The sequence below is a fragment of the Rhizobium sp. C104 genome (assembly GCF_022354505.1).
Lineage (GTDB): Bacteria > Pseudomonadota > Alphaproteobacteria > Rhizobiales > Rhizobiaceae > Rhizobium > Rhizobium redzepovicii.
Window position 1 is genome coordinate 4,485,279 of record NZ_CP092348.1, and the last position, 24,457, is coordinate 4,509,735.

Here is a 24,457-nt window from a genome sequence, read left to right on the forward strand (position 1 = left end):
CCGGATTCGCTTGGAACGGTGCGCTGCCTTGAATGGCGCGCGGAAAGCGCAGGAGTGCAGATGAAGAGACGCTATTTCGGTACGGACGGTATTCGCGGCCAATCCAACGTCTTCCCGATGACGCCGGATCTCGCCATGCGGGTCGGCATTGCCGCCGGCACGATCTTCCGCCGCGGCAACCACCGCCACCGCGTCGTCATCGGCAAGGATACGCGCCTTTCCGGTTATATGCTTGAGAACGCCATGGTCGCTGGCTTTACGGCCGCCGGCCTCGACGCCTTCATTCTCGGGCCGATTCCGACGCCTGCCGTCGCCATGCTAACGCGCTCGCTGCGCTGCGATATCGGCGTGATGATCTCGGCGTCGCACAATCCTTACGAGGATAACGGCATCAAGCTCTTCGGCCCTGATGGTTACAAGCTTTCCGACGACCTCGAAGCCGAGATCGAGGATCTGCTCGAAAAGGACCTGAACGCCCAGCTTGCCAAATCCGACGATATCGGCCGCGCCAAACGCGTCGATGGCGTGCATGACCGCTATATCGAACATGCCAAGCGCACGCTGCCGCGCGACGTGACGCTGCAGGGTTTGAGGATCGCGATCGACTGCGCCAATGGTGCCGCCTACAAAGTGGCGCCGGCCGTGCTCTGGGAGCTCGGCGCCGAGGTCGTCACTATCGGCAACGAGCCGAACGGCACCAACATCAATCTCAATTGCGGCTCCACCAGCCCGGTCGCGCTGCAGAAGAAAGTCGACGAAGTGCGCGCCGATATCGGCATCGCGCTCGATGGCGATGCCGACCGCGTCATCATCGTCGATGAAAACGGCTCGATCGTCGACGGCGACCAGTTGATGGCCGTCATCGCCGAGAGCTGGGCCGAGAGCCAGCAGCTGCGCGGCAATGGCATCGTCGCCACCGTGATGTCCAATCTCGGCCTCGAGCGGTTCCTCGACGAGCGCGGCATGGCGCTTGCCCGCACGCGGGTCGGCGACCGCTATGTCGTCGAGCATATGCGCCAGCACAATTACAATGTCGGCGGTGAGCAGTCGGGCCACATCGTGCTCTCGGACTACGGCACGACTGGCGACGGTCTGGTCGCAGCGCTGCAGATCCTGGCCGCGGTCAAGCGGACCGGCCGGACCGTCAGCGAGGTCTGCCGCCGCTTCGAGCCGGTGCCGCAGCTGCTGCGCAATGTCCGCATCAGCGGCGGCAAGCCGCTGGAGGATATCCAGGTGCAGAAGGCGATCGCCGATGCCGAAGCCGAACTGGCCAAAAACGGCCGCCTCGTCATTCGCCCCTCGGGCACCGAGCCGCTGATCCGCGTCATGGCCGAGGGCGACGACCGCGCCCAGATCGAGCGAATCGTCAACGAGCTGATCGGCATGATCTCGAACGTGCGGACTGCCGCCTGATTCTTTGGAGATACATGAGGGCTGGTCGGCGTGCTTGCTCGCGCAGCGTCGTTCGGCGCTACGCTCTACGGCAGAAATCTAGCGCAAGTATAAACCCATCTGCCCTCATTCCTGTGGCCTCAGGCTTCGCCCCAGGGATGTCACAGGAATCCAGCCGCGGCGCGTCGGTGCCGTGAATGACTCCCATGCAAATTAAGGAAGTTTTCCGCGCCCAAGGACTTGGGCGCACTGGATTCCTGTGACGAGCACAGGAAAGAGGGTGGGTGGGGGTTAACGTTCTCGCCAACTTATCACCCGCCAGTGATGCTCACAGTCGTGCCACGGCAAGACAAAGATTGTGGGAGGTGTCGGCTCTTTTGTTAATTCCGTTAACCAGCCAAATCGCCTTCATAAGGGCGTCTCTTCAAAGATTTACCGCGGCAATTCATGTTTCCTCTACCGGAAGCTTCAGGATCTACGGTAAATAATCGTGGTTAAGCAGCTTTTAACGTTTCCCGTTCATTATCCATCCGAAGCGTATCAGTTTGGCAGCGACTTGAGCCTGCCGTCTCAACGAATTTTGGAGTGGGATCCATGAAAAGAAGCTTGTCCGGCATCTTCGCCGCATTGTTGATCGCGACAAACGCCTATTCCGCGGACCTCGCCCCTGCCGAACCGATCCCGGAGCAGCCGCCCGAAGTCACGGTCAGCGAAGCGACCGGCTGGTACCTGCGCGGCGATGTCGGTTATGCCTTCACCGATCTGCGCGGCGCCCGCTATTTCCAGGGCAGCAACGCTACCGAGGTCGATTTCGACGATGCTGACCTCGACGACGCATGGACGATCGGCGGCGGCGTTGGTTATCAGATCAATAGCTATCTGCGCACCGATCTGACCTTCGACTATCTGACGCAGGCTGATTTCAAGGGCTCGACTGTGGGGCAGTGCGGCTTCCCGCTGGTGGATTGCACGTCGACCGACCGCTCTTCGCTGACCGCCTACACGCTGCTTGCCAACGCCTATGTCGATCTCGGCACCTATGGCTATGTCACGCCTTATGTCGGCGCCGGTATCGGTGGTTCCTATGTGAAGTGGAAGAACCTGCGCAACGTCGCCTGCGCCGATGACGGCAGCTTCTGCGACGATCAGGTCACCCATGGCGGCAAGGGCAACTGGCGCTTTACTTACGCCCTCATGGCCGGCGCCTCGGTCGACGTGACCTGCAACTTCAAGGCCGATGTCGGCTACCGCTACCTGCATATCGATGGCGGCAACATGTTCGGCTATGCCGAAAATGGCGGTCCGGGCCGAGACAAGGGCCTCAGCGCCCATGAAGTCCGCGTCGGTGGCCGCTACCTCTTCGGCGGATGCGCCCAGGCGAGCTACGAACCGCCGCCGGAAATTCCGCTGCAGCCGGCGGTCTACAAGTAAGCTCAATTCGCGCCCATCAGAAAAGCCGCCCGCCCGGGCGGCTTTGCTGCGTCAAGCGTGCCTGCGTCAAAATATCCTCTCTCTGCGACACTTCGATCTTGACTAAGACGCCTGCTATCCATACACACGGCGGCGGGACACCCTTCCCCAACGAAGGGCTTTCTATCTGAGAGGATAGCATCATGGCGAAGACCGCAAAGCCGGACATCCGTCCGAATAATACTCATTTTTCTTCTGGCCCCTGCTCGAAGCGTCCCGGTTGGTCGCTAGACGCTCTTTCCGACGCGGCCCTTGGCCGTTCGCACCGCGCGAAAGTCGGCAAGACCAAGCTGAAACAGGCCATCGACCTTACCCGTGAAATTCTCGACGTGCCGGCGGATTACCGCATCGGCATCGTTCCGGCGTCCGATACCGGCGCCGTCGAAATGGCGCTCTGGTCGCTGCTCGGCGAACGCGGCGTCGACATGCTTGCCTGGGAAAGCTTCGGCGCCGGCTGGGTGACCGATGTCGTCAAGCAGCTGAAGCTCAAGGACGTGCGCAAGCTCGAAGCCGGTTACGGCGAGCTTCCCGATCTTTCGACCGTCGATTTCGACCGCGACGTCGTCTTCACCTGGAACGGCACTACCTCGGGTGTACGCGTGCCGAACGCCGATTTCATCCCTGCCGACCGCAAGGGTCTGACGATCTGCGATGCCACCTCGGCCGCTTTCGCGCAGGAACTCGATTTCGCCAAGCTCGATGTCGTCACCTTCTCCTGGCAGAAGGTTCTGGGCGGCGAGGGCGCGCACGGCGTCATCATTCTTTCGCCGCGCGCCGTCGAGCGTCTCACCACCTATACGCCCGACTGGCCGCTGCCGAAGATCTTCCGCATGACCTCGGGCGGCAAGCTGACGGAAGGCATCTTCCAGGGCGAGACGATCAACACGCCGTCGATGCTCTGCGTCGAGGACTATATCGATGCGCTTGTCTGGGCAAAGGGCCTCGGCGGCCTCAAGGCGCTGATTGCGCGCGCCGATGCCAACGCCAAAGTCATCCATGATTTCGTCTTGTCAAACGACTGGATCGCCAATCTCGCCGTCAAGGCGGAAACGGCCTCCAACACCTCCGTCTGCCTGAAGATCGTCGACAAGGACATCGCGGCGCTCGACGAAGACGGCCAGGCGGCTTTCGCCAAGGGCCTGGTCGGCCTGCTGGAAAAGGAAGGCGTTGCCTATGACGTCGGCCATTACCGCGACGCGCCGTCCGGCCTGCGCATCTGGGCCGGCGCCACGATCGAGGCATCCGACATGCAGAAGCTGATGCCCTGGCTTTCCTGGGCCTTCGAAACCCAGAAGGCGCAGCTCGCTCAGGCGGCCGCCTGACGTGATCGCGTCCGACTCCGCCACAGGGCGGAGTGGATCAAAGAATAAGAGCATGATGTCGTCCGAAAACCGCATACACTTTTCGGCATCATGCTCTGGCATCCCTGATTTCATCCATCGCTGAACACTTTTGAAGGAGGCCACAATGGCACCTCGCGTTCTCGTATCCGACGAATTGTCGGAAACCGCCGTCCAGATCTTCCGCGACCGCGGCGTCGAAGTCGATTTCGAACCGCAGCTCGGCAAGGACAAGGACCGTCTGCTCGACGTCATCGGCAAGTATGACGGTCTCGCCATCCGCTCCGCCACCAAGGTGACGGAAAAGATCATCCAGGGAGCGACGAACCTCAAGGTCGTCGGCCGCGCCGGTATCGGCGTCGATAATGTCGATATTCCGGCCGCTTCGCGCCGCGGCATCATCGTCATGAACACGCCGTTCGGCAATTCGATCACCACGGCCGAACACGCGATCGCGCTGATGTTCGCCGTCGCCCGCCAGCTTCCGGCAGCCGATACCTCGACGCAGGCCGGCAAATGGGAGAAGTCGAAATTCATGGGCGTCGAGATCACCGGCAAGACGCTCGGCGTCATCGGCGCCGGCAATATCGGCTCGATCGTCTGCGCCCGCGCCATCGGTCTGAAGATGCATGTCGTTGCCTATGACCCGTTCCTCTCCAAGGAGCGCGCCGAGGAGATGGGCGTCACCAAGGTCGAGCTGGACGAGCTATTCGCTCGGGCCGATTTCATCACGCTGCACGTGCCGATGACCGACAAGACACGCGGCATCCTCAACAAGGAAGCGCTGGCGAAGACCAAGCCGGGTGTGCGCATCATCAACTGCGCCCGCGGCGGCCTGGTCGATGAAGCAGCGCTGGCCGAAGCCATCAAGTCCGGCCACGTCGCGGGTGCCGCCTTCGACGTGTTCGAAGTCGAGCCCGCCAAGGAAAGCCCGCTCTTCGGGCTGCCGAACGTCGTCTGCACGCCGCATCTCGGCGCCTCGACGACCGAGGCGCAGGAAAACGTCGCTCTCCAGGTGGCCGAGCAGATGGCCGATTACCTCGTCAAGGGCGCGGTCTCCAACGCCATCAACATGCCGTCGATCACGGCTGAAGAAGCGCCGATCCTGAAGCCCTTCATCCGCCTTGCTGATGTTCTCGGCGCCTTCGTCGGCCAGGTCACTGAAGAGCCGATCAAGGAAATCGAGATCCTCTATGACGGCATCACTGCCAACATGAACACCCGGGCGCTGACGAGCGCGGTGCTTGCCGGCCTCATCCGCCCGCAGGTCGCCGACGTCAACATGGTTTCGGCGCCGATCATGGTCAAGGAAAAGGGCGTCGTGCTTTCCGAGGTCAAGCGCGACAAGACGGGTGTCTTCGACGGCTATATCAAGCTGACGGTGACGACCGAGAGCATGACGCGTTCGGTCGCCGGCACGGTGTTTTCGGATGGCAAGCCGCGCTTCATCCAGATCAAGGGCATCAACCTCGATGCCGATGTCGGCTCGCATATGATCTACATCACCAACACCGACGTTCCCGGCATGATCGGCTTCATCGGCACGACGCTTGGCGCTGCCGGCGTCAACATCGCCAACTTCCAGCTCGGCCGCGACAAGCAGGGCGGCGACGCCATCGCGCTGCTCTATGTCGACGGCGAGGTGGATGACGCCGTGCTTGGGCAGCTGACCGCCCACCAGGCGATCCGCCAGGCGAAGCTGCTCACCTTCAATATCGACTAATGCATCGGCGGGAAGTGCGCAGCGGTTCCCGGATAACGACATACATAAAACGAAGAGCTAAAAGCGCGTCGCATGAATCAAGTTAACTGCGACGCGCTTTAAGTTTCTTCCTCCCAAGGAAAACAGCAAAAACCCGGCGCTGGACGGCGCCGGGTTTTTGCTGCGTTAGGAATGGAATTCAGTGGTGCTTGCGTCGGCGGACGATCCGGCCGAGGCGGGCGGCATCGTCCTCTGCCTTGGTGCGATGTAGAAAAGCGAGCCGGCTGCCGTCAAAACCCTGGAAGAATTCGTCCCAGGAAATTTCTTCCATCGGCGCCGACGAGAAATCGATGCCGACGGTTTCGCTATCCCGGGCGTCCTTGACACGGGCGGGATGGCCGCCGCGTTCCTCAATCCAGTGTCTGATCCTGCTGTAATCCGCTGTCGTTCCGAACCTGGCCATGAAACCCTCCGCAGTAATTCGATTGCGACATTCACCACCTGCAACGCATGATCGAGCGAAACGTTCCACGGCGTGTAAATTATTCTATCGAATGATTTCCTGGCGAGCCGGCTCCCCCGCTCAAGCATTCGTCATTTTGAGAATGGCGGCCGAACCGTCATAATTCACCTGGGCTGGAAAGGAGGATGTCTATGAAACGCTATTCATTCTCGATAATCGGACTGGCGCTCTTGACCGCCATCATCGCCAATCCGAGCGTCGCATTCGCCTGCAACAAGCTGATCGGTACCTGAGCCGCACCCCCGCTTCCAAGGCGTGGCCAGGCTGCGCCTTGCTTTGCCGGGAATTCCAAAAATTCTCTATCCGAGGCCGCCCCTTGCGTCCCGGTACAATCCTTTCTATATCGATTGCTCATCGAGAAATGGCGGCCGATCCCGCCTGATATCGGCAAATCCGCCGCAATTGCAGCGCAAGGGCGGATCGTGACCCACGCAGAATTTGGCACCACCGTTGAACACACTGGATTTTGACAAGCAGCCGGAAGAGACCCGTGTCGTCGTCGCCATGTCGGGCGGCGTCGATTCATCCGTCGTCGCCGGCCTTCTCAAACAGCAGGGTTACGACGTGCTCGGCATTACCCTGCAGCTTTACGACCACGGCGCCGCCGTTCACCGCGCCGGCTCGTGCTGCGCCGGCCAGGATATCGACGATGCCCGCCGCGTCTGCGAAACGCTCGGCATCCCGCATTACGTGCTCGATTACGAGAAGCGCTTTCGCGAGACGGTGATCAATCCCTTCGCCGAAAGTTATGTTGCCGGCGAAACGCCGATCCCCTGTGTCTCCTGCAATCAGACCGTCAAGTTCGCCGACCTGCTGGCGACCGCCAAGGAACTCGGCGCCGATGCGCTGGCGACCGGCCACTATATCCGTTCACGGCCGAACCCGTCGCCGGAGCATCCCGGCCGCCGCGCGCTGTACCGCCCGGCCGATGCCGACCGCGACCAGAGCTATTTCCTGTTCGCCACGACGCAGGAACAGATCGACTATCTGCGCTTTCCGCTCGGCGGCCTGCCGAAAGCCGAGACCCGCAGGCTCGCCGAACAGATGGGCCTCGTCGTCGCCAAGAAGGCCGACAGCCAGGACATCTGCTTCGTGCCGCAGGGCAAGTATTCCGACATCATCACCAAGCTGAAGCCGAATGCGGCGCTCGCCGGCGAAATCGTCCATCTCGATGGCCGGATCCTTGGAACCCATGAGGGCATCCTGCACTTCACCATCGGCCAGCGCCGCGGCATCGGCATCGCCACCGGCGAGCCGCTCTACGTCGTCTTTCTCGACGCCCGCTCGCGCCGCGTCATCGTCGGACCGAAGGAGGCGCTGGAAACCCATCGCGTCTACCTGCGCGACGTCAACTGGCTGGGCGACGAGACGCTTGTGCAAGCTGCCTCCGGCAACGGTTTTGCCTGCTACGCCAAGGTCCGCTCGACACGGGCGCCGGCGCCCGCCGTGCTGCATGTCGATGCCACGGGCACCTATGTCGACCTGACGGTCGGAGAGGCGGGCATAGCCCCCGGCCAGGCCTGCGCGCTTTATTCCGCGCCCGGCGACAATGCCCGGGTCTTCGGCGGCGGCTTCATCGACCGCTCCGAGCGCGAACCCTCGGCCGAGGCCTCGCTGAAGGCCCTGCTGGCCAGCCCCGTCGCCGCCTGAAACCAATAGGAGAGGGCGGGCGGAAAAGCCCAGCGTTTTTCTCCATCATGCGCTTGACACAAAGCCGAAGCGCACCTTATAAGCCGCTCATCCCACGAGCCCGCAGCGCTTCGCGAGCAGGTATCGTTTGACCAGTGGCGGAGTAGCTCAGTAGGTCAGAGCAGAGGAATCATAATCCTTGTGTCGGGGGTTCAAATCCCTCCTCCGCTACCAACTCTCATTGCAGAATTGGCGATTTTTGCGGCTTGCTTCGAGCCGGTGCCGGCAGCCGCGGCAGTGCATCGGCAGCAGCGCAAACAGGCCTGCGGCCGGCAAAGCCGGTCAGCTTCCGATCAGCAGGATTTCCGCTAAGGCGCATCGCGTCAAACTTGATTCATGCGACGGCTTTAGCTCTTAGTTTTCACGCATGTCGTTGCCGCAAAACCGCGGCACACTTTTGCGCGACATGCTTTAGCGCCGAAGACAGGACTATTGCGTCAGAAGCAATATTGGCAGCTTCATCGTCCAAAGGTTGGATGCGGCAGCGATAATAATAGCCCATACGGCAAGCGAGAACGTCACCGCCGCTAACTTGACCCCGACTGGCTGCATCATTTCCTCCGTCCCAGCACCCGTGTCCTCCTCGGACATTCTCATGCTAGCAAACACGCAGGTCCGTCCGCTATCGCAAGAAATTGGTACTAGGCAGGCGGCTACAGTGTGAGGATGCTTCCCGCGGGTAACGCTCGTGGTTATTCTTCACCATGGCAAACCGCTTCGGCCCCCTGACCTCTGGAACATCACCTCGTTTGCGATGCGGGTCGGAAGGCCGCACCATTTGTTCATCCGGCACGACACTCAAACGATGAAATGAAAGTTGTCGTATTGTGCGCCATAATAATCCGGGCCGCTCGTTTCGGTAATGACCGGCTCGGTGTCGAGCACGAGAGAGTCGATTTCGCCGTAGGCGCTGAGATCGATCACTTGCGGGTCATGAATGCTGTCGGCGGTCACGTTGACCGTGACCAGGAATACGGTATCGCCATTCAGCTTGCCTTCGATCGTTAAAACGTTGTCGTAGTCCGATGTGCCGTTTGCCACGCTGAATTGCTCGATCTGGAAGGTGCCGCCATCAGCGGCTTGGATGGGTGTCCAGAACACGCCCCCTGCGAGGTAATGGTTGCCGTCGGCTTCCTTATGTACCGTTGCATCATCACCATCGTGCCAAGCGCCCCAATCGAAGCCTTTGTAACCCGTGGGGAAGTCGTGTTTGCCGACATCCTCGAAATTGACGAAGACGTCGCCGCGTTCCGGCAAGTCGACCGCGATATTGAGCAAGCCGAAGTCGGTGGCGCCTTTGCCATCCGATATCTTGAAATTGAATTGGTCCACGAGTTGATCGCCCGGGCCGAGCGCTGCAACCACCGGGTTGGAGTGATCGAGTTCATAGGTGTAGTTGCCGTTGGAATAGACGGTCAGCGTGCCGTATTTTCCCTCGATTGTCGTCGTCGTGGCGGGTCCATCCGGATCGGCCGGCTGCGGAATTCGCTGTCCGTTCACGAAGTTGAGACGCACCCGATCTCCGTCGGCATCTGTGGAACTGGTGCTGTCCAGGATGTTGCCGTCGATCGGGTTGTCGATGTTGAAAATAGACTGGTATACGTCACCTGCGACCGGCTTGTGATTTGCCATTTCTACCTCCCGTGTGATTTTAAATTCGACTATGCAACCCTGTCGGGTGTATGGCAACCCAAATTGCTGGGAGGGTCAGAGCAGTTCCGGTCAATCCCATGAATTTTCGGCCGGCTGTAGCTCAAACACCCAAGTAAAGAAGGTGCAGGAACCAGGGTTTTACGTCTTGTCCTGCGCTGCTGCGGCACGGTCGACCATCATGTTTCTCGCCTCTTCAGGCGATCCATCAATTCGGTCGGCAGGAAACTTTCGGTCAGGATAATATTGGCAGGTCGATGATGACGTCGTGATGACGATATACTGCATGAATGGCCAAGCTCAATCTGGAAGGCGGAGCGGGGTCACCGACGGCCCCGACTTCGGCCGGCTATCAATCAATGCAGACCGCCAACGCCCAGCAGGCTCTCGACAGCCTCATGATCCTTGGTGAGGTTCGCAGGCGTTCCCGCCCAGGCTAGTCTGCCCCGTTCGAGAACGACGACCTGATCAGCGAAATCAAGCGCGCTCTGGATGCGCTGTTCCACAAGCACGATGGTCATGTCGCCTGTCTTGGCGAGCACGGCGAAGGCGGCCATCAGTTCCTCGCAGATAACCGGCGCCAGGCCCTCCAGCGGCTCGTCGAGCAGCAGCACGGACGGGCGGCCGAGAATGGTGCGGGCGGTGGAGAGCATCTGCTGCTCGCCGCCGGAGAGCTGGCTGCCGAGGTTGCGGTGACGCTCCTTCAGGCGCGGGAACATGGCATAGGCTTCCTCAAGCGCCGTTTTCGGCCGCGCCTTCAGGCCGACGAAGAGGTTTTCCTCGACCGTCAACGTCGGGAAGACGCAGCGCGTCTGCGGAACGTATCCGAGACCCTTATGCGCCCGTGCGGCACTTGGCGCGGTGGTGACATCGGAATCGCCGAGGCGGATGTAGCCTTCATAGCGCCTGGTCTGGCCGGCAAGCGTCGCGAGCAGCGTGGTCTTGCCCATGCCGTTGCGGCCGAGCACGGCAAGCCGGGCGCCGGCCGGTATGGAGAAGGAAATGTCTTCGAGCACGCGCGTCGGCCCATACCCGGCCGACAGATTTTCGACCTCAAGCGACAGGGCTGGCATTGGCATAGCTCCCGAGATAGGCCTCGCGCACGCGCGCATCCTTAGTAACGTCTTCAGGCCGGCCATCGAAGATGATGGCGCCGGCCGCCAGCACGATGACGCGCCTGGCAAAACGGAAGACAAGGTCCATATCGTGTTCGATCATGAGGACGGCGAGATCGGCAGGCAGATCGGCAAGCGCCTGCTCGATGCGGCCGGTATCGCTTTGCGGCACGCCGGCTGCCGGCTCGTCGAGCAGCAGCACCTTCGGCTTCAGCGCCAGCGCCACGGCGATCTCGAGAAGCCGCTGCTGGCCATAGGCGATTTCGCTGACCTTGCGATGCATCAGCGGCGTCAGCCCGAGCTTTCCCAGGAGATCGTCGACCTCCGCCATGACCTCGGGCATATGCAGGAAATTGCCGAACATACGTCCGCTGCGTCCGTCCCGCTGAAGAACAGCGAGCCCGACATGTTCGGCCGGTGTCATATCCTGGAAAAGCCGTGTCACCTGGAAAGATCGCACCAGACCGCGTTTGACCCTGCCGATAGCATCGACCTTCGTCACCCTCTCGCCGCCGAGGCGGACCTCGCCGGAATCGGCGGCGAGGTTGCCGGTGACGAGATTGACGAAAGTGGTCTTGCCAGCGCCGTTCGGGCCAATCAGCGCGATGCGGTCGCCTGGAGACATCGCCAGCGACACATCATGGGTGACGGCAAGGCCGCCAAAGGCTTTCCTGAGATTGACAACTTCGAAGACCGGGCTCATGCGCGTGCCTCCTTGCGACGGCGGACGAAGGCGGCAGCCGTGCCGAACAGGCCTTTCGGCGCGAAAAGCACGACGGCGATCAGCAGCGCGCCGACCATGGTCAGCCAGTGGAAGGGATTGGCGGCCGAGACATAGTCCTCGAAGAGCATGAAGATGACCGTGCCGGAGAGCGCGCCGAAGAGAGAGCCGGTACCGCCGAGCACGAGCATGACCAACGCTTCGGCAGATTGGGTGAAAGACAGGCTGTCGAGGCCGACGACCTGCGTCGAGATCGCATTCAAGGCGCCGCCGACCCCAGCCACGGCGCCCGAAATGACGTACATCCTGATGAGCGCCGCCTTCGGCGAAGCACCCATGGCGCGGATGCGCAGCGGGTCCTGCTTTATGCCGCGGCAGAGCATGCCGAAGGGCGAGCGGACCAGGATTCTGAGCAGCACGAAGACAACAAGCAGCAGCGCCATGCCGAAGAAAAAGGTGGTTTGACCGTAAAGATCGAACTCGAAAATGCCGAAGATCGGATCCGGCGCGATGCCGGAAAGTCCATCGCTGCCTCCCGTCCATGACGACGCTTTGTTGGCGAATTCGTGGAAGAGGTTGATGAGTGCAATCGACAGCACAAGCTGCGGCAGCCCATGCGCCCGCAGAATGATTACGCCGCTGAGCAGCCCGGCAATGGCGCCGCCTGCAATGCCGGCTAGCATCATCAGCAGCGGATCATTGATGCCGTAATGCGCCGACAGGATCCCGGCGGCATAGGCGCCGGAGCCGAAGAGCGCGGCATGGCCGAGCGTTGCGACGCCGCAATAACCGGTCACCAGATCGAGCGACAGGACGAGCAGCGCGATCGTGATCATCCGGGTCAGAAGCGCCAGATTATCAGGGAAGGCGAAATAGCCGATTGCAGCGATGACCGTCATCACCGCTATTCCGATGAGATCGTGGCCGAGAGCCCCGCGCCGATGCCGAAGACGTCCGTTTTCGTTGTTCACCACGAGCACCATCTCACTTCGTCCTTCCGGCAAGGCCGCGCGGGAAAACACAAATGATCGCGATCACCGCGAGATAGAAGAAGAATTCGCCGAATTCAGGCATCAGATAACGTCCCGTCGTATCGATTGCCCCAAGCAGCAGGCAGGCGATCAGCGCGCCCGAAATGGAACCCGCGCCGCCGACGGAGACGACGACCAGGAAGGTGACCATGTAGCGCAACGCGTAGTAGGGCTCGACCGGCAGGAGTTCGGCGCCGACCACGCCGCCAAAAGCGGCAAGCCCGACGGCGACGGCAAAGCTCACTGCGTAGATGATCTCGGTGCGCACGCCGAGTGCCGCAGCCATTGCCGCATCGTCCACGGAGGCGCGCAGCTTGACGCCGAAGCTGGTCCTTTCGATCGCAAACCAGAGCCCCAGTGCAACAGCCAGGCCGCAAAGAATGACGAAAAGCCGGTGAACGGGAATGGTGCGGAAGCCGAGATCGGCTGATCCCTGCAGCGCGGCCGGAAGCGGTATGGTCTTCAGCGTCGGCCCCATCGCGTAATTGGCGATGCCGATGACGCAGAAGGTGATGCCGATCGTCATCAGCACCTGGGTCAGCTCCGGCGCGCCGTAGATCCGGCGGTAGAGAAAGCGCTCCAGCGGGATCGCGACGAGGATCGTGACGACGATGGCGGCGATGACCGCTACCGCATAAGCGAGGCCGAGATCGCGGGCGGCATAGGAGGCGATATAGCCTCCGATCATCGCGAAGGCGCCGTGCGCCAGGTTGACGACCCGCATCAGCCCCATGGTCACGGAAAGTCCGATCGATATGACGAAGAGCACCATGCCATAGGCAAAAGCGTCGACGGCTATGCTGAAGACTGTCTGCATGGAAATACCTTGCTACGATGCGACGGGCGCGGGTTGCCCCGCGTCCGCCGCCTATCACGATGCCGGACGTTACTTGGCGGCGGCCAGGCCCGGATCGCCTTGCTTCTCGAAGGTCTGGACCTCCTTGTTGATGTAGGTCCCGTCATCGGCCTTGGCGACTTCGCGAAGATAGATGTTCTGCGTGATGTGACGGCTTTCGGGGTCGATCGAAACCGGGCCGCGCGGGCTTACCCAGGCAAGACCCTTCACCGCATTGACCGCCTTTTCGGCATCCTGCTTGCCGCCCGTCGCCTCGATCATCTTGTAGATGACATACATGCCGTCATAGGCGCTGACCGCGGGAAGGAGAGTTCGGCCTTGTTGCCGATCGCCTTGGCGGCGGCCTCGACGAAAGCCTTGTTCTCGGGCGAGTCGTGCGATACGGCATAATGGAAGGTCGTCTGGATGCCGAGTGCGGCGTCACCTAGCGCCGGCAGGTCGGATTCCTGCGTCAGATCTCCCGGCGCAAAGAACTTGATACCGGCGGCCTTCAGGCCGTTTTCATTGTAGGCCTTGACGAAGCCAAGCGTCGTCGGGCCGGAGGGCAGGAAGGCGAAGACGCCTTCCGCGCCGGAATCCTTGATGCGCTGCATGATCGGGCTGAAGTCGTTGGTTGCGAGCGGCATGCGGATCGCCTCGACCACTTGGCCGCCGGCCTTTTCGAAGCCGGTCTTGAAGGCATTCTCGGCGTCGATGCCCGGGCCGTAATCGCTGACGACCGAGATCACTTTCTTGACGCCCGCGTCGAAGGCGACCTTGGCGATTGGCGTCGAGGTCTGCCAGGTGGTAAACGAGGTGCGCACGACCAGCGGGCTCTTGGTGACGATCGCCGAGGTGGCGGCGTTCATGATGACCATCGGCACATTGCCCTGCTTTAGGATCGGCGTCACCGCCATGGCATCGGGGGTGAAATAGAAGCCGGCCAGATACTGGACCTTCTCCTTGACGATCAGTTCCTGCGCCAGAGCCTTGGATTGGGCAGGATCGGCCTGCGGCACGTCGCGATAGACGATCTCGACCGTGTCGTTGCCGACCTTGCTGCCGTTGACCGCCACATAGGCGTCGATGCCGGCCTTGAAGTTCTTGCCCTGAAGGGCGAACGGACCGGAGAACGGGCCGATGACGCCGACCTTGATGGTGTCGGCATGGGCAACGCTGCTGAGCACGATTGCCGCAAGCGCGGCGAGAACGAGCTTCTTCATGGTTTTGATTCCTCCCTTTCAATATGCGGACCTCGATGGTTCGCACCAGTCTCAAATCTTCCTGTCAGAATGGCAGTCCCACATAGTTTTCCGCGAGCGCCGTCGAGGCCGCACGGGAATGGGTGAGATAATCGAGCTCCGCCTCCTGGATCTTCTGGTCGAAATCGCCACTATCGGGAAAACGGTGCATCATCGTCGTCATCCACCAGGAAAACCGCACCGCCTTCCACACGCGGGCAAGCGCGGTCTGCGAATAGGTGTCGATGCCGTGGTCCGAGCCTTCGCGGTAATGCTCGATCAGTCCGGAGAAAAGATAATGGACGTCGCTGGCCGCAAGGTTCAGCCCCTTGGCGCCGGTCGGCGGCACGATATGCGCGGCGTCGCCGACGAGGAAGAGCCGGCCGAAACGCATGGGCTCGGCGACGAAGGAGCGCAATGGCGCGATCGATTTCTCGAAGGAGGGCGCCGTCATCAGCGCTTCGGCATGATGCGCCGGCAGACGCCTTCTGATTTCGTCCCAGAAGCGGTCATCACTCCAGTCCTCTACCTTCTCGTCGAGCCCGCATTGGATGTAATAGCGGCTGCGCGTGGCCGAGCGCATCGAACAGAGCGCAAAGCCCCTCGGATGGTTGGCGTAGATCAGCTCATGGCTGACAGGTGCTACGTCGGCAAGCAGGCCCAACCAGCCGAAGGGATAGATCTTTTCGAAGCGCCTGATCGCCCGTTCGGGAACGGCCTTGCGGCTCGCTCCGTGAAAGCCGTCGCAGCCGGCAATGAAGTCGCAATCGATACGCTGCGCGACGCTGTCCTTGGTGTAGGTGACGAAGGTGGAGCGGCCGTCGAAATCATGCGGCGCGACATCGGCGGCATCGTAGATCGACAGGGCGCCGCTTGCTTCGCGGCGCTCCATCAGGTCGCGCGTCACCTCGGTCTGTCCGTAAACGGTGACGCGCCTGCCGCCCGTCAGGTCGTGCAGGTCGATGTGATGGTCACGACCGTCGAAAACCAAGGAGAAGCCGTCATGCGGCAGGCCTTCGGCATGCAGCCTCGCTCCCGCCTTGGCCTGATCCAGCAGCCCGACCGTGCCTTCCTCCAGAACGCCGGCGCGCACCCGGCCGAGGATGTAATCCTTGTGAACGCGATCGAGAACGACATTGTCGATGCCGGCCTCGGTCAGAAGCTGACCGAGCAGCAGGCCGGATGGCCCCGAACCGATGATGGCGACCTGGGTTCGCAAATGCGTCCTCCCATTTTTGCGTTTTGTCAGATTCTGCCGCGCGGTCCCTGCCGCAGCAATGGACATCCCGGCCAAAAAATTGCACTAATCGAACATTGCGCGGGAGGAGCCCGATGAGCAGGCCTGTACCGACCTACGATCTCTATGGCGAAAATACCGCGCGAGGCCCGGATTTTTGGTTGCATTGCGAAACAATTCGCTCCCGCAGCAGCTTGCATCAATGGGAAATCTGCCTGCACCGCCATGAGAGCTTCTTTCAAATATTGTACATCGAAAGCGGCTCGGGCGATGCGATCTTCGGCGAAAGAAGTCATACCATCCGCCCGCCGGCAATCATCACCGTGCCGCCCGGGCTCAACCACGGCTTTCGCTTTTCGCGCGATATCGACGGTCTCGTCATCACCCTGTTGCGGTCCCATCACCCGCTCGGCGACCGAAGCCAGTTCGGCGAATGGCTGGCGACGCCGCATCTGACACCGCTCGATCCTGACAATGCCGAGGCTGCCTATGTCATGCAGACGTTGCGGCGGCTGGGCGACGAGTTCGAAAATCGCCGCAGCGGCCGCAACGAGACGCTCGGCGCTTACGTTGCTCTGGCGCTGCGGCTGACGGCGAGAATTTCCCATGAGGGAAACAGTTATGAGCTTGTGTCGAATGAGAATGAGCGGCGCATGGAGATACTCAACGAGCTTCTTCAACAACATTTTCGATCGCACAAGCCCGCTTCCTTCTACGCCAGCGAGCTTGGAATTTCGCCGACGCATCTCACCCGCATCGTTCGGTCGACGACCGGCAGTACCCCACACGAGTTGATCGCCGGCAAACTCATCGAGGAGGCAAAACGGCAGCTCGTTTTTACGCTCAGCAGCGTTCAGGAGATCTCCTTCCGGCTCGGCTTTGCCGACCCCGCCTATTTCTCGCGCTTCTTTCTCAAATATACGGGAGAAACGCCGCGGGTCTGGCGCGTGAAAGAGAAGGTTCGGCTCGAGCGCGCATAGGTTTCGGGCATTGACCTACGACGCATTCCCGAGCTCGGATCCGTTATGCCGCCGGCCACGTCCAGTTCTGCACCTCTGGCATGTCCTCGCCATACTCCCTGACATAGTCGTGATGCTTGGCAAGCTGGCCACGGAAGGCGGTGAGTGCATCCGACGCCTTCTCCTTGAGACCCGGGACGCGTTCGATCGCTTCGATGGCGAGGTGGAAGCGGTCGAGTTGGTTGAGGACGGTCATGTCGAAGGGTGTCGTCGTCGTGCCCTCCTCGATGAAGCCGCGGACATGAATGTTGCGGTGGTTGGTGCGTTTATAGGTCAGCCGGTGAATAAGATAGGGATAGCCGTGATAGGCGAAAATCACCGGCTTGTCTGATGTGAAGATCGCATCGAAGGCCTCATCGGTCAGGCCGTGCGGATGCTGATCTTTGGATTGCAGTGCCATCAGATCAACGATGTTGACGGTGCGAATCTTCAGTTCCGGAATGGCCTTGCGCAAAAGGTCGACGGCAGCGAGCGTTTCCAGGGTCGGCACGTCGCCGGCGCAGGCCATGACGAGGTCGGGAGAAATCGTGTCTTCCTCGTTGCTCGCCCAGCGCCAGATGCCGATGCCGGCCTCGCAGTGTTTCACCGCCTCGTCCATCGACAGCCATTGCGGTTCCGGCTGTTTGCCGGCGACGATGACGTTGATGCGATCGTAGGTGCGCAGGCAATGGTCGCCGACCCAGAGCAGGGTGTTGGCATCCGGCGGCAGATAAATGCGGACGATGTCGGCCTTCTTGTTGGCGACGAGATCGACGAAACCCGGATCCTGATGGCTGAAGCCGTTATGGTCCTGGCGCCAGACATGCGACGTCAGCAGATAGTTCAGCGATGAGATCGGCTTTCGCCATTCGAGCTCGCGCGTCACCTTCAGCCATTTGGCGTGCTGGTTGAACATGGAATCGATGATGTGGATGAAGGCCTCGTAGCAGGAGAAGAGGCCGTGCCGGCCGGTCAGCAGGTAGCCTTCCAGCCAGCCCTGGCAGAGATGTTCGGAGAGCACCTCCATGACGCGCCCATCCCGGGAGAGGTTGATATCGTAGGGTTCGATACCTTCCATCCAGATGCGGTCGGTGACTTCGAAGACGCTGCCGAGACGGTTCGATTCCGTCTCATCGGGGCCGAAGATACGGAAGTTGGCAGCCTCCGCGTTGCGCTTCATCGTGTCACGCAGGTAATGGCCGAGGATCTCCGTCGACTGCACCATGGCGCTGCCGCGCTTGCCGATATCGACCGCATAGTCGCTTATATCGGGAACATCGAGTTCTTTGCGAAGCAAGCCGCCATTGGTGTGGGGATTGGCGCCCATGCGACGTTTGCCGGCAGGGGCGAGTGCCCGCAACTCGGGCTTGAGCCGGCCGTCGGCGCCGAAAAGATCTTCCGGATCGTAGCTGCGCATCCAATCCTCGAGGATATTACGATGGCCATCGTTTCCGCGGCAGTTGGATACCGGCACTTGATGAGCGCGCCAGAAGCCTTCCACTTTCTTGCCGTCGACCTCCTTCGGGCCCGTCCAGCCCTTGGGGCTACGCAGCACGATCATCGGCCAGCGCGGGCAGCCCTTCGCGGCCTGACCGTTGCGGGCATGCTTCTGGATCTCGCGGATGCCGTCGAAGACCTGGTCCATTGTCGCCGCCATCTGCTGATGCATGTCGTGCGGCTCGTGTCCTTCGACGAAGAAGGGTTCGTAGCCGTAGCCTTCGAAGAGGCGCCGGAGGTCATCGTCACCCGCACGGCCGAGAATCGTCGGGTTGGCGATCTTGTAGCCGTTCAGATGCAGGATCGGCAGCACGGCGCCGTCGCGGGCAGGATTGAGGAATTTGTTGGAATGCCAGCTGGCGGCCAGCGGCCCGGTCTCGGCCTCGCCATCGCCGACGACGCAGGCGACGATCAGATCGGGGTTGTCAAAGGCTGCGCCATAGGCATGGACGAGGGCGTAGCCGAGTTCGCCGCCCTCGTGAATGGAACCGGGGGTTTCTGGCGCTGCATGGCTCGGGATGCCGCCCGGGAAGGAGAATTGCCGGAAAAGCTTGCGCATGCCTTCGGCGTCCTCGGATATGTCAGGGTATAGCTCGCTGTAGCTGCCTTCGAGATAGGTATTGGCGACCATACCAGGCCCGCCATGGCCGGGGCCGCATATGTATATGACGTCGAGATCGCGGGCGCGGATCAGACGGTTTAGATGCGCATAGACGAAGTTGAGGCCGGGTGTCGTGCCCCAGTGGCCGAGCAGGCGGGGCTTGATGTGCTCCGGTTTCAGCGGCTCGCGCAGCAGGGGATTGGCAAGCAGATAGATCTGCCCGACCGAGAGATAATTGGCGGCTCGCCAATAGCGGTCGGTCAGGGTGAGTTCGGCGTCGGTCAGGGCGGCGGTCGAGACATGCTTCTCCATGGGTTTCTCCCGTTCGAAAACGTCTTTAACGCTTGTTCTACCGGCTGGCGCCGGCATGTTGTTTGATCTCGATCAGCCAGTGCCAAGAATGGACAGCGCCTCGTCGGCGATAACCTGCTCCTCATCGGTGGCGATGACGTGGGCGGTGATACGACTTTCCCCGGTGCTGATCGTGAATTCATTGGCGATATTGGCCTTTTCGTCGACCGCAAGGCCGAGCCAGGAGAGCCGTTTCGCTACGCCGGCGCGGATCTCCGGCTGATGCTCGCCGATACCAGCAGTGAAGACGACTGCATCAAGGCCGCCGAGCGTTACAGCCATGCGGCCGATTTCGCCGGCAATGCGCAGCGTGAAGAGGTCGATTGCCTGGCGCGCCTCCGGCCGTGTGTCGTTCAAAAGGTCGCGGATATCGGCGCTGATGCCGGAGACCCCGAGCAGGCCGGAGCGGTGATAGAGCAGATCTTCGATCTCTTCGAAGGATTGTTTCCGCTGACCGGCTAGATGCAGAATGACGCCGGGATCGAGTGAGCCCGGGCGCGTCGCCATCGGGATGCCGTCGAGCGTCGAAAAGCCCATGCTGCAGTCGCGGCTGACGCCTTGATCGAGCGCACAGAGGCTGGCGCCGCTGCCGAGATGGGCGACCACTGCCTTTGCCGCTTGCGGCGCCTTGCGGGTTAGCTCGCCGGCGATGAATTTATAGGAAAGGCCATGAAAGCCGTAACGCTTGATGCCTTCCGCATGCAACGCACGAGGAATGGCGAAGCGGCGAACGAGATCGTCCTGCGTGGCATGGAAGGCGGTGTCGAAGGACGCCGTCTGGGCAAGATGCGGTTTCAGATGCGTGAGCGCTCGGATGAACCGCAGCGCCTGCGGCTGATGCAGGGGTGCCAGCGGCGTCAGCGCATCGACGCCATCGATTGCGGCTGCGTCGAGGGCGATTGCACCGGTGAAACGGTCGCCGCCATGGACGACGCGGTGGCCGGCGGCGCGGGTGGCGGCAATGTCGAAATGATCGGCGAGAAGTCCGAGGACCTCATCGATAACGCCGTGCAGGTCTTCCGTCACCTCGGCCTTCAACGGCATGTCGACCGTCTGCGCTCCCTGGCTCAGACCGAGCGAGCGCGGTTCGGCGCGGAAATCGATCACCCCCTTGCCGATTCGCCGCGCCTCGCCGCCATCCATGGCGAAGATGCCGATCTTGATCGTGGAGGAGCCGGCATTGAAGGTCAGGAGGAAGTCGGTCGATGACATGATCTTCGGGGCTCCGCGCAGTCGTCACGATGACCGAACTTAGGGTCGGGGCAGCGGACGGAAAGGCATCTGTTCGCCCGTCGCATGTTTTCTCCCTGCACATCCTATATCATCCTGTCCGGCTGGGAATGTGACGCGGCATCTCACAGGATGCGCCGGGCGGCAAGTCTGCGACGGCCAATATCGCCTGATGTCAGTGCGTTACGGAGCGGACCCGAACACGTCACGAGAGCTTCATGCTGCGGAACTATTAACAAAAGGCAAACTTGCAAAACGGAATAAGGAACTATGCCATGGCCGATATTGCCCCCAGCCAGGTTCATAGCGACACTTCCCACCCGCTCCACAGCTCAAATTCATCAGGCAAATGGTTCTTGCCGCTCTTCGCGCTCGTTCTGGTCTGCGGTCTTGGATATGTCGCCTATGCACTCGGACGCGACCTGACAACCGCAGTTGCCGTTCCCTGGATTCTGCTCGGCCTTGCGCTGCTGATCGCGCTCGGTTTCGAATTCGTCAACGGTTTCCACGATACGGCCAATGCCGTCGCCACCGTCATCTACACCCGTTCCATGCCGGCCGAATTCGCCGTCATCTGGTCGGGCTTCTTCAACTTCCTCGGGGTGCTGACCTCGAGCGGCGCCGTCGCTTTCGGCATTCTGGCGCTGCTGCCGGTGGAACTGATCCTGCAGGTCGGCTCCGGCTCCGGCCTTGCCATGGTCTTTGCGCTGCTGATCGCCGCGATCGTCTGGAACCTCGGCACCTGGTATCTCGGTCTGCCATCGTCGAGCTCGCATACGCTCGTGGGATCAATCATCGGCGTCGGCCTCGCCAATCAGTTCCTGGCGCCGGCAGGCACGGCGACGAGCGGTGTCGACGGGTCGCAGGCGACCAATATCGGCCTGTCGCTGCTGATCTCGCCGCTGATCGGCTTCGGTCTATCCGCGGTTCTGCTGCTGGTGATGAAGCTTCTGGTGCGCAACAATGCGCTCTATGCCGAACCGAAGGGCAACCAGCCGCCGCCGCTTTGGATCCGCGCGATCCTGATCTTCACCTGCACCGGCGTCAGCTTCGCCCACGGCTCCAACGACGGCCAGAAGGGCATGGGTCTGATCATGCTCATCCTGATCGGCCTGGTGCCGACGGCCTTCGCGCTGAACCGCACGCCTGATGTGAACTATCTCGAGGCCTACAAGTCGGCATCGGTCCAGGTCGAATCCGCGCTCGCCAAATATGTGAAGCCGGGCGTTACCGTCACGGACTACAAGGCGGAGGTCAGCAACGCGGTCAAGAACAAGATCTGGACGGACGCGACGACACCGGCCCTGCAGCAATATATCCATCGGACAAGCGCCGAAGTCGCGGCCTTCCCGACGCTCGAAGCGGTGCCGACCAATCTCGTCGGCAACGTCCGCAACGACATCTACCTGATCGGCGAGGCGCTGAAGCTGATCGACAAGCAGAAGCTGCTACCGATGGATGCCGGCGATCTCAGCGCGGTGACGAACTACCACAAGGCGGTCGACAACGCGACGAAGTTCATCCCGCTTTGGGTGAAGGTGGCGGTCGCGATCGCGCTTGGCCTCGGCACGATGGTGGGCTGGAAGCGCATCGTCGTCACCGTCGGCGAAAAGATCGGCAAGACGCACCTGACTTACGGCCAGGGCGCGGCAGCCGAAGTCGTGGCGATGGTCACCATCGCTTCGGCCGATCACCTCGGCCTGCCGGTCTCGACCACGCATGTCCTGTCGTCAGGCGTCGCCGGCACCATGGCGGCGAACGGTTCCGGCCTGCAATGGTCAACCGTGCGCAATATGCTAATGGCCTGGGTGCTGACCCTGCCGGCCTCGATCGCGATCGCCTTCGTGCTCTTCGTGATCCTGCGCCAAGTTTTTTAAGACATAGCGTCAGGCCGTGGAGGCCAGACTGGCATTGCGATCGCTGATGAAGATGCCCGCCTCGGCGGCGGGCATTGCCTTGCCGAAAAGATAGCCTTGGCCGATGTCGCAGCCAAGCTGCAGCAGGAAGGCAAGCTGGCCGTGCTCCTCGACGCCTTCGGCAGTCGTCTTGATGTTGAGGCTCCGGCCGAGGCCAAGCATAGCGCGGACGATCTTTTCCTGGCGTTCGTCGCCGCGATAGGTGGCGATGAAGCTTTTGTCGATCTTGATCTTGTCGAAATGATAACGGGCGAGCTGGGCCAGACTCGAATAGCCCGTGCCGAAATCGTCGAGCGCGATCTGGATGCCGGCCGCGTGCAGCTCGTCGAGGATGACGGCGGCGACGACGGGATCCTGGATCAGCGCGTTCTCGGTGATCTCCACCTCCAGGCGCTGCGGCGGCAGCCGGCTTGCCGCAAGGACTTTGAGAATACGCGACGTCAGAAGCCTGTCTTCCATCTGCACCGGCGAGACGTTGAAGGACAACATCACATGGTCCGGCCAGGTGAGTGCGTCGCTGCAGGCCTGGGCGAGAAGATCCTCGAACAATGCGGTGATCATCCCGTTTTCCTCGGCGATATCGATGAAAACAGGCGGCGGTATGTTGACGCCATCGTCACTGATCCAGCGCGCCAAGGCCTCGAAGCCGCAGAGCTGACCGGTCTTCAGGTCGATCAGCGGCTGATAAAAGGGTTTGATCGCCTTGCTGGAGATTGCGGCGCGCAATCTGGTTTCCAGCGCTGCGCGTTCCGTGACCTTGTCCTGCATGGCCGGTTCGAAAACGAAATAATGGTTGGGGCCGCGTGATTTCGCCTCGTACATGGCGAGGTCGGCCCGATGAGCGGCATCCTCCAGCGGTTCGGTTCCCTCGGCCCAGCGGTCGTAGCCGACGCTGGCGCCGACTTCGACGGCAAAACCATCGATATGGATCGGCCTGGTGACCGCCTGGATCAGCAGCTTGGCAAAGCGCTCCTCCCGCTGCGCTGTCAGGGCAAAGGCTACAATGATGAATTCGTCGCCGCCGAATCGATAGACGCAATCGGCATTGCCGAGCGCGCAGATCCGCCGGGCAACCTCGATCAGCAGAATGTCGCCCCCCTTGTGGCCGACGAGATCGTTGACTTTCTTGAAGCCGTCGAGATCGACGGAGAAAAGCGTGACGTTCTCGTCCCACTCCTCGATCTGGTCCTCGTCGTCCTTGATCGGCCGTGAGAGGATCTTGCGTTCGAAGGCGTAGCGGTTCGGCAGCTTGGTCAGATGGTCGTGGGTCGCGGTCCAATCGGCCTTCGCCTGGGCGGCGGCGCGCAGTTCCGTTTCCTTGCGCAGGTCGGCGATGCGCAGCACCGAATAGATGAAGCTCATGGCGCCGGCGATGCCAAGCGCCAGAACGAGTTTGTCGGCGCCGTATTCGCCGAAACCGGTCATGAAGAAGACAAGGCTGTCGTCAAGCTGCAAAAGCGCGCCGAGGAGCCAGAGAGTTATCCCAAGCCCGACGATCGATACGCATTGCCTTCCGGCCCTGCTCTGGAAAAACACCGGCATGTGGCCTTCTCCATCTCCACCATCTGCCGAACTATCATGAAAGTCTGAAATGTTCGTTGAAACCAGAAGGCGAATTTTTGGAGGCGGCAGCCTGTTGCTGCACCGTTGAGGGACTGAGGATGCTGAGCCGGGACGGGAAAGAACGAAGGCGAGCGTGCTGGTGCATCGCTCGCCTTTTCTCGTGCTTCAGGCGGTGACGATCAGCAGCGGAACGCTGACGATGAGACCGACCAGAACCGTGATTGTGGCGACACGCATCAAACGCAGACGACGCGTGCGCTCCCCACTCCAATCATATGTCATTCTTCCATCTCCTTGGGAAAGGAAGTAGTCCCGGTCAAACCCGGTTCAATAGAGATGACGCGATTTGCTTGTG

The 24,457-nt window shown here is 61.2% G+C and carries 17 protein-coding genes, 1 tRNA gene and 1 pseudogene; 8 read left to right on the forward strand and 11 right to left on the reverse strand.

Annotated elements, in window-relative coordinates:
• The first annotated feature begins 60 nt into the window (after positions 1-60).
• The 4 genes from glmM (at position 61) to serA (ending at position 5,925) form a co-directional block, all read left to right on the forward strand.
• The gene (glmM, locus tag MF410_RS23110) at positions 61-1,413 is read left to right on the forward strand and encodes a phosphoglucosamine mutase (protein WP_097629251.1); all 1,353 of its coding nucleotides are present in this window, start codon (positions 61-63) and stop codon (positions 1,411-1,413) included.
• A 573-nt stretch (positions 1,414-1,986) separates the two neighbouring features.
• Positions 1,987-2,823: an outer membrane protein gene (locus MF410_RS23115; RefSeq protein ID WP_097629252.1), complete on the forward strand. Its 837-nt coding sequence runs from the start codon at positions 1,987-1,989 to the stop codon at positions 2,821-2,823.
• 182 nt (positions 2,824-3,005) lie between these two features.
• Positions 3,006-4,184, forward strand: coding sequence for a phosphoserine transaminase (locus MF410_RS23120; protein WP_097629254.1), 1,179 nt, complete (start codon positions 3,006-3,008; stop codon positions 4,182-4,184).
• 145 nt (positions 4,185-4,329) lie between these two features.
• A complete protein-coding gene (serA, locus tag MF410_RS23125; RefSeq protein WP_097629255.1) occupies positions 4,330-5,925 on the forward strand; it encodes a phosphoglycerate dehydrogenase in 1,596 nt (531 codons plus the stop codon).
• Positions 5,926-6,103: 178 nt separating this feature from the next.
• On the opposite strand, the gene MF410_RS23130 is transcribed toward serA, so the two are convergent.
• Complete coding sequence (locus tag MF410_RS23130) at positions 6,104-6,367, reverse strand: hypothetical protein (protein WP_097629256.1); 264 nt, start codon at positions 6,365-6,367, stop codon at positions 6,104-6,106.
• A gap of 510 nt (positions 6,368-6,877) precedes the next feature.
• Here MF410_RS23130 and mnmA point away from each other — a divergent pair.
• The gene (gene mnmA, locus MF410_RS23135) at positions 6,878-8,077 is read left to right on the forward strand and encodes a tRNA 2-thiouridine(34) synthase MnmA (RefSeq protein ID WP_097629257.1); all 1,200 of its coding nucleotides are present in this window, start codon (positions 6,878-6,880) and stop codon (positions 8,075-8,077) included.
• Positions 8,078-8,213: 136 nt separating this feature from the next.
• Positions 8,214-8,290: transfer RNA gene (locus tag MF410_RS23140), tRNA-Met, on the forward strand.
• Between the two features lie 624 nt (positions 8,291-8,914).
• Here MF410_RS23140 and MF410_RS23145 read toward each other — a convergent pair.
• The 7 genes and pseudogenes from MF410_RS23145 to pobA form a co-directional block, all read right to left on the reverse strand.
• Positions 8,915-9,766 (reverse strand): VCBS domain-containing protein, encoded by an 852-nt coding sequence (locus tag MF410_RS23145; RefSeq protein WP_275593034.1) that lies wholly within the window; start codon positions 9,764-9,766, stop codon positions 8,915-8,917.
• A gap of 356 nt (positions 9,767-10,122) precedes the next feature.
• Positions 10,123-10,839 (reverse strand): ABC transporter ATP-binding protein, encoded by a 717-nt coding sequence (locus MF410_RS23150; protein ID WP_097629259.1) that lies wholly within the window; start codon positions 10,837-10,839, stop codon positions 10,123-10,125.
• Complete coding sequence (locus tag MF410_RS23155) at positions 10,820-11,584, reverse strand: ABC transporter ATP-binding protein (RefSeq protein WP_097629260.1); 765 nt, start codon at positions 11,582-11,584, stop codon at positions 10,820-10,822. Before MF410_RS23155 ends, MF410_RS23150 begins: the two co-directional genes overlap by 20 nt.
• A complete protein-coding gene (locus tag MF410_RS23160) occupies positions 11,581-12,585 on the reverse strand; it encodes a branched-chain amino acid ABC transporter permease (protein WP_097629261.1) in 1,005 nt (334 codons plus the stop codon). The genes MF410_RS23155 and MF410_RS23160 overlap by 4 nt, the downstream gene beginning before the upstream one ends.
• 1 nt (position 12,586) lies before the next feature.
• Positions 12,587-13,450 (reverse strand): branched-chain amino acid ABC transporter permease, encoded by an 864-nt coding sequence (locus tag MF410_RS23165; protein ID WP_097629262.1) that lies wholly within the window; start codon positions 13,448-13,450, stop codon positions 12,587-12,589.
• A gap of 69 nt (positions 13,451-13,519) precedes the next feature.
• Positions 13,520-14,691, reverse strand: a pseudogene (locus MF410_RS23170) (ABC transporter substrate-binding protein).
• Positions 14,692-14,755: 64 nt separating this feature from the next.
• Positions 14,756-15,928, reverse strand: coding sequence for a 4-hydroxybenzoate 3-monooxygenase (gene pobA, locus MF410_RS23175; protein WP_097629264.1), 1,173 nt, complete (start codon positions 15,926-15,928; stop codon positions 14,756-14,758).
• Positions 15,929-16,041: 113 nt separating this feature from the next.
• Here pobA and MF410_RS23180 point away from each other — a divergent pair, with 113 nt between their 5' ends.
• Positions 16,042-16,926 carry a helix-turn-helix domain-containing protein gene (locus MF410_RS23180; RefSeq protein WP_239620084.1) on the forward strand — a complete coding sequence of 295 codons (885 nt, stop codon included), beginning with the start codon at positions 16,042-16,044 and terminating at the stop codon, positions 16,924-16,926.
• Between the two features lie 43 nt (positions 16,927-16,969).
• Here MF410_RS23180 and MF410_RS23185 read toward each other — a convergent pair whose 3' ends face one another.
• The gene (locus MF410_RS23185) at positions 16,970-19,354 is read right to left on the reverse strand and encodes a phosphoketolase family protein (protein WP_097629266.1); all 2,385 of its coding nucleotides are present in this window, start codon (positions 19,352-19,354) and stop codon (positions 16,970-16,972) included.
• 72 nt (positions 19,355-19,426) lie between these two features.
• Positions 19,427-20,605 (reverse strand): acetate/propionate family kinase, encoded by a 1,179-nt coding sequence (locus MF410_RS23190; protein WP_097629267.1) that lies wholly within the window; start codon positions 20,603-20,605, stop codon positions 19,427-19,429.
• A gap of 293 nt (positions 20,606-20,898) precedes the next feature.
• Between MF410_RS23190 and MF410_RS23195 the strand changes: the two genes are divergently transcribed.
• On the forward strand, positions 20,899-22,500 hold the full coding sequence (locus tag MF410_RS23195; RefSeq protein WP_097629268.1) for an inorganic phosphate transporter: 1,602 nt from the start codon (positions 20,899-20,901) through the stop codon (positions 22,498-22,500).
• 9 nt (positions 22,501-22,509) lie between these two features.
• On the opposite strand, the gene MF410_RS23200 is transcribed toward MF410_RS23195, so the two are convergent.
• Positions 22,510-24,081 (reverse strand): bifunctional diguanylate cyclase/phosphodiesterase, encoded by a 1,572-nt coding sequence (locus MF410_RS23200; protein WP_097629269.1) that lies wholly within the window; start codon positions 24,079-24,081, stop codon positions 22,510-22,512.
• Positions 24,082-24,457: the final 376 nt, after the last annotated feature.

Excerpts from the sequence above, each read along its gene's own strand:
- glmM (WP_097629251.1), top strand. The coding sequence starts at position 61 with ATGAAGAGACGCTATTTCGGTACGGACGGTATTCGCGGCCAATCCAAC.
- MF410_RS23115 (WP_097629252.1), top strand. The coding sequence starts at position 1,987 with ATGAAAAGAAGCTTGTCCGGCATCTTCGCCGCATTGTTGATCGCGACA.
- MF410_RS23120 (WP_097629254.1), top strand. The coding sequence starts at position 3,006 with ATGGCGAAGACCGCAAAGCCGGACATCCGTCCGAATAATACTCATTTT.
- serA (WP_097629255.1), top strand. The coding sequence starts at position 4,330 with ATGGCACCTCGCGTTCTCGTATCCGACGAATTGTCGGAAACCGCCGTC.
- MF410_RS23130 (WP_097629256.1), bottom strand. The coding sequence starts at position 6,367 with ATGGCCAGGTTCGGAACGACAGCGGATTACAGCAGGATCAGACACTGG.
- MF410_RS23150 (WP_097629259.1), bottom strand. The coding sequence starts at position 10,839 with ATGCCAGCCCTGTCGCTTGAGGTCGAAAATCTGTCGGCCGGGTATGGG.
- MF410_RS23155 (WP_097629260.1), bottom strand. The coding sequence starts at position 11,584 with ATGAGCCCGGTCTTCGAAGTTGTCAATCTCAGGAAAGCCTTTGGCGGC.
- MF410_RS23160 (WP_097629261.1), bottom strand. The coding sequence starts at position 12,585 with ATGGTGCTCGTGGTGAACAACGAAAACGGACGTCTTCGGCATCGGCGC.
- MF410_RS23165 (WP_097629262.1), bottom strand. The coding sequence starts at position 13,450 with ATGCAGACAGTCTTCAGCATAGCCGTCGACGCTTTTGCCTATGGCATG.
- MF410_RS23180 (WP_239620084.1), top strand. The coding sequence starts at position 16,042 with ATGAGCAGGCCTGTACCGACCTACGATCTCTATGGCGAAAATACCGCG.
- MF410_RS23185 (WP_097629266.1), bottom strand. The coding sequence starts at position 19,354 with ATGGAGAAGCATGTCTCGACCGCCGCCCTGACCGACGCCGAACTCACC.
- MF410_RS23190 (WP_097629267.1), bottom strand. The coding sequence starts at position 20,605 with ATGTCATCGACCGACTTCCTCCTGACCTTCAATGCCGGCTCCTCCACG.
- MF410_RS23195 (WP_097629268.1), top strand. The coding sequence starts at position 20,899 with ATGGCCGATATTGCCCCCAGCCAGGTTCATAGCGACACTTCCCACCCG.
- MF410_RS23200 (WP_097629269.1), bottom strand. The coding sequence starts at position 24,081 with ATGCCGGTGTTTTTCCAGAGCAGGGCCGGAAGGCAATGCGTATCGATC.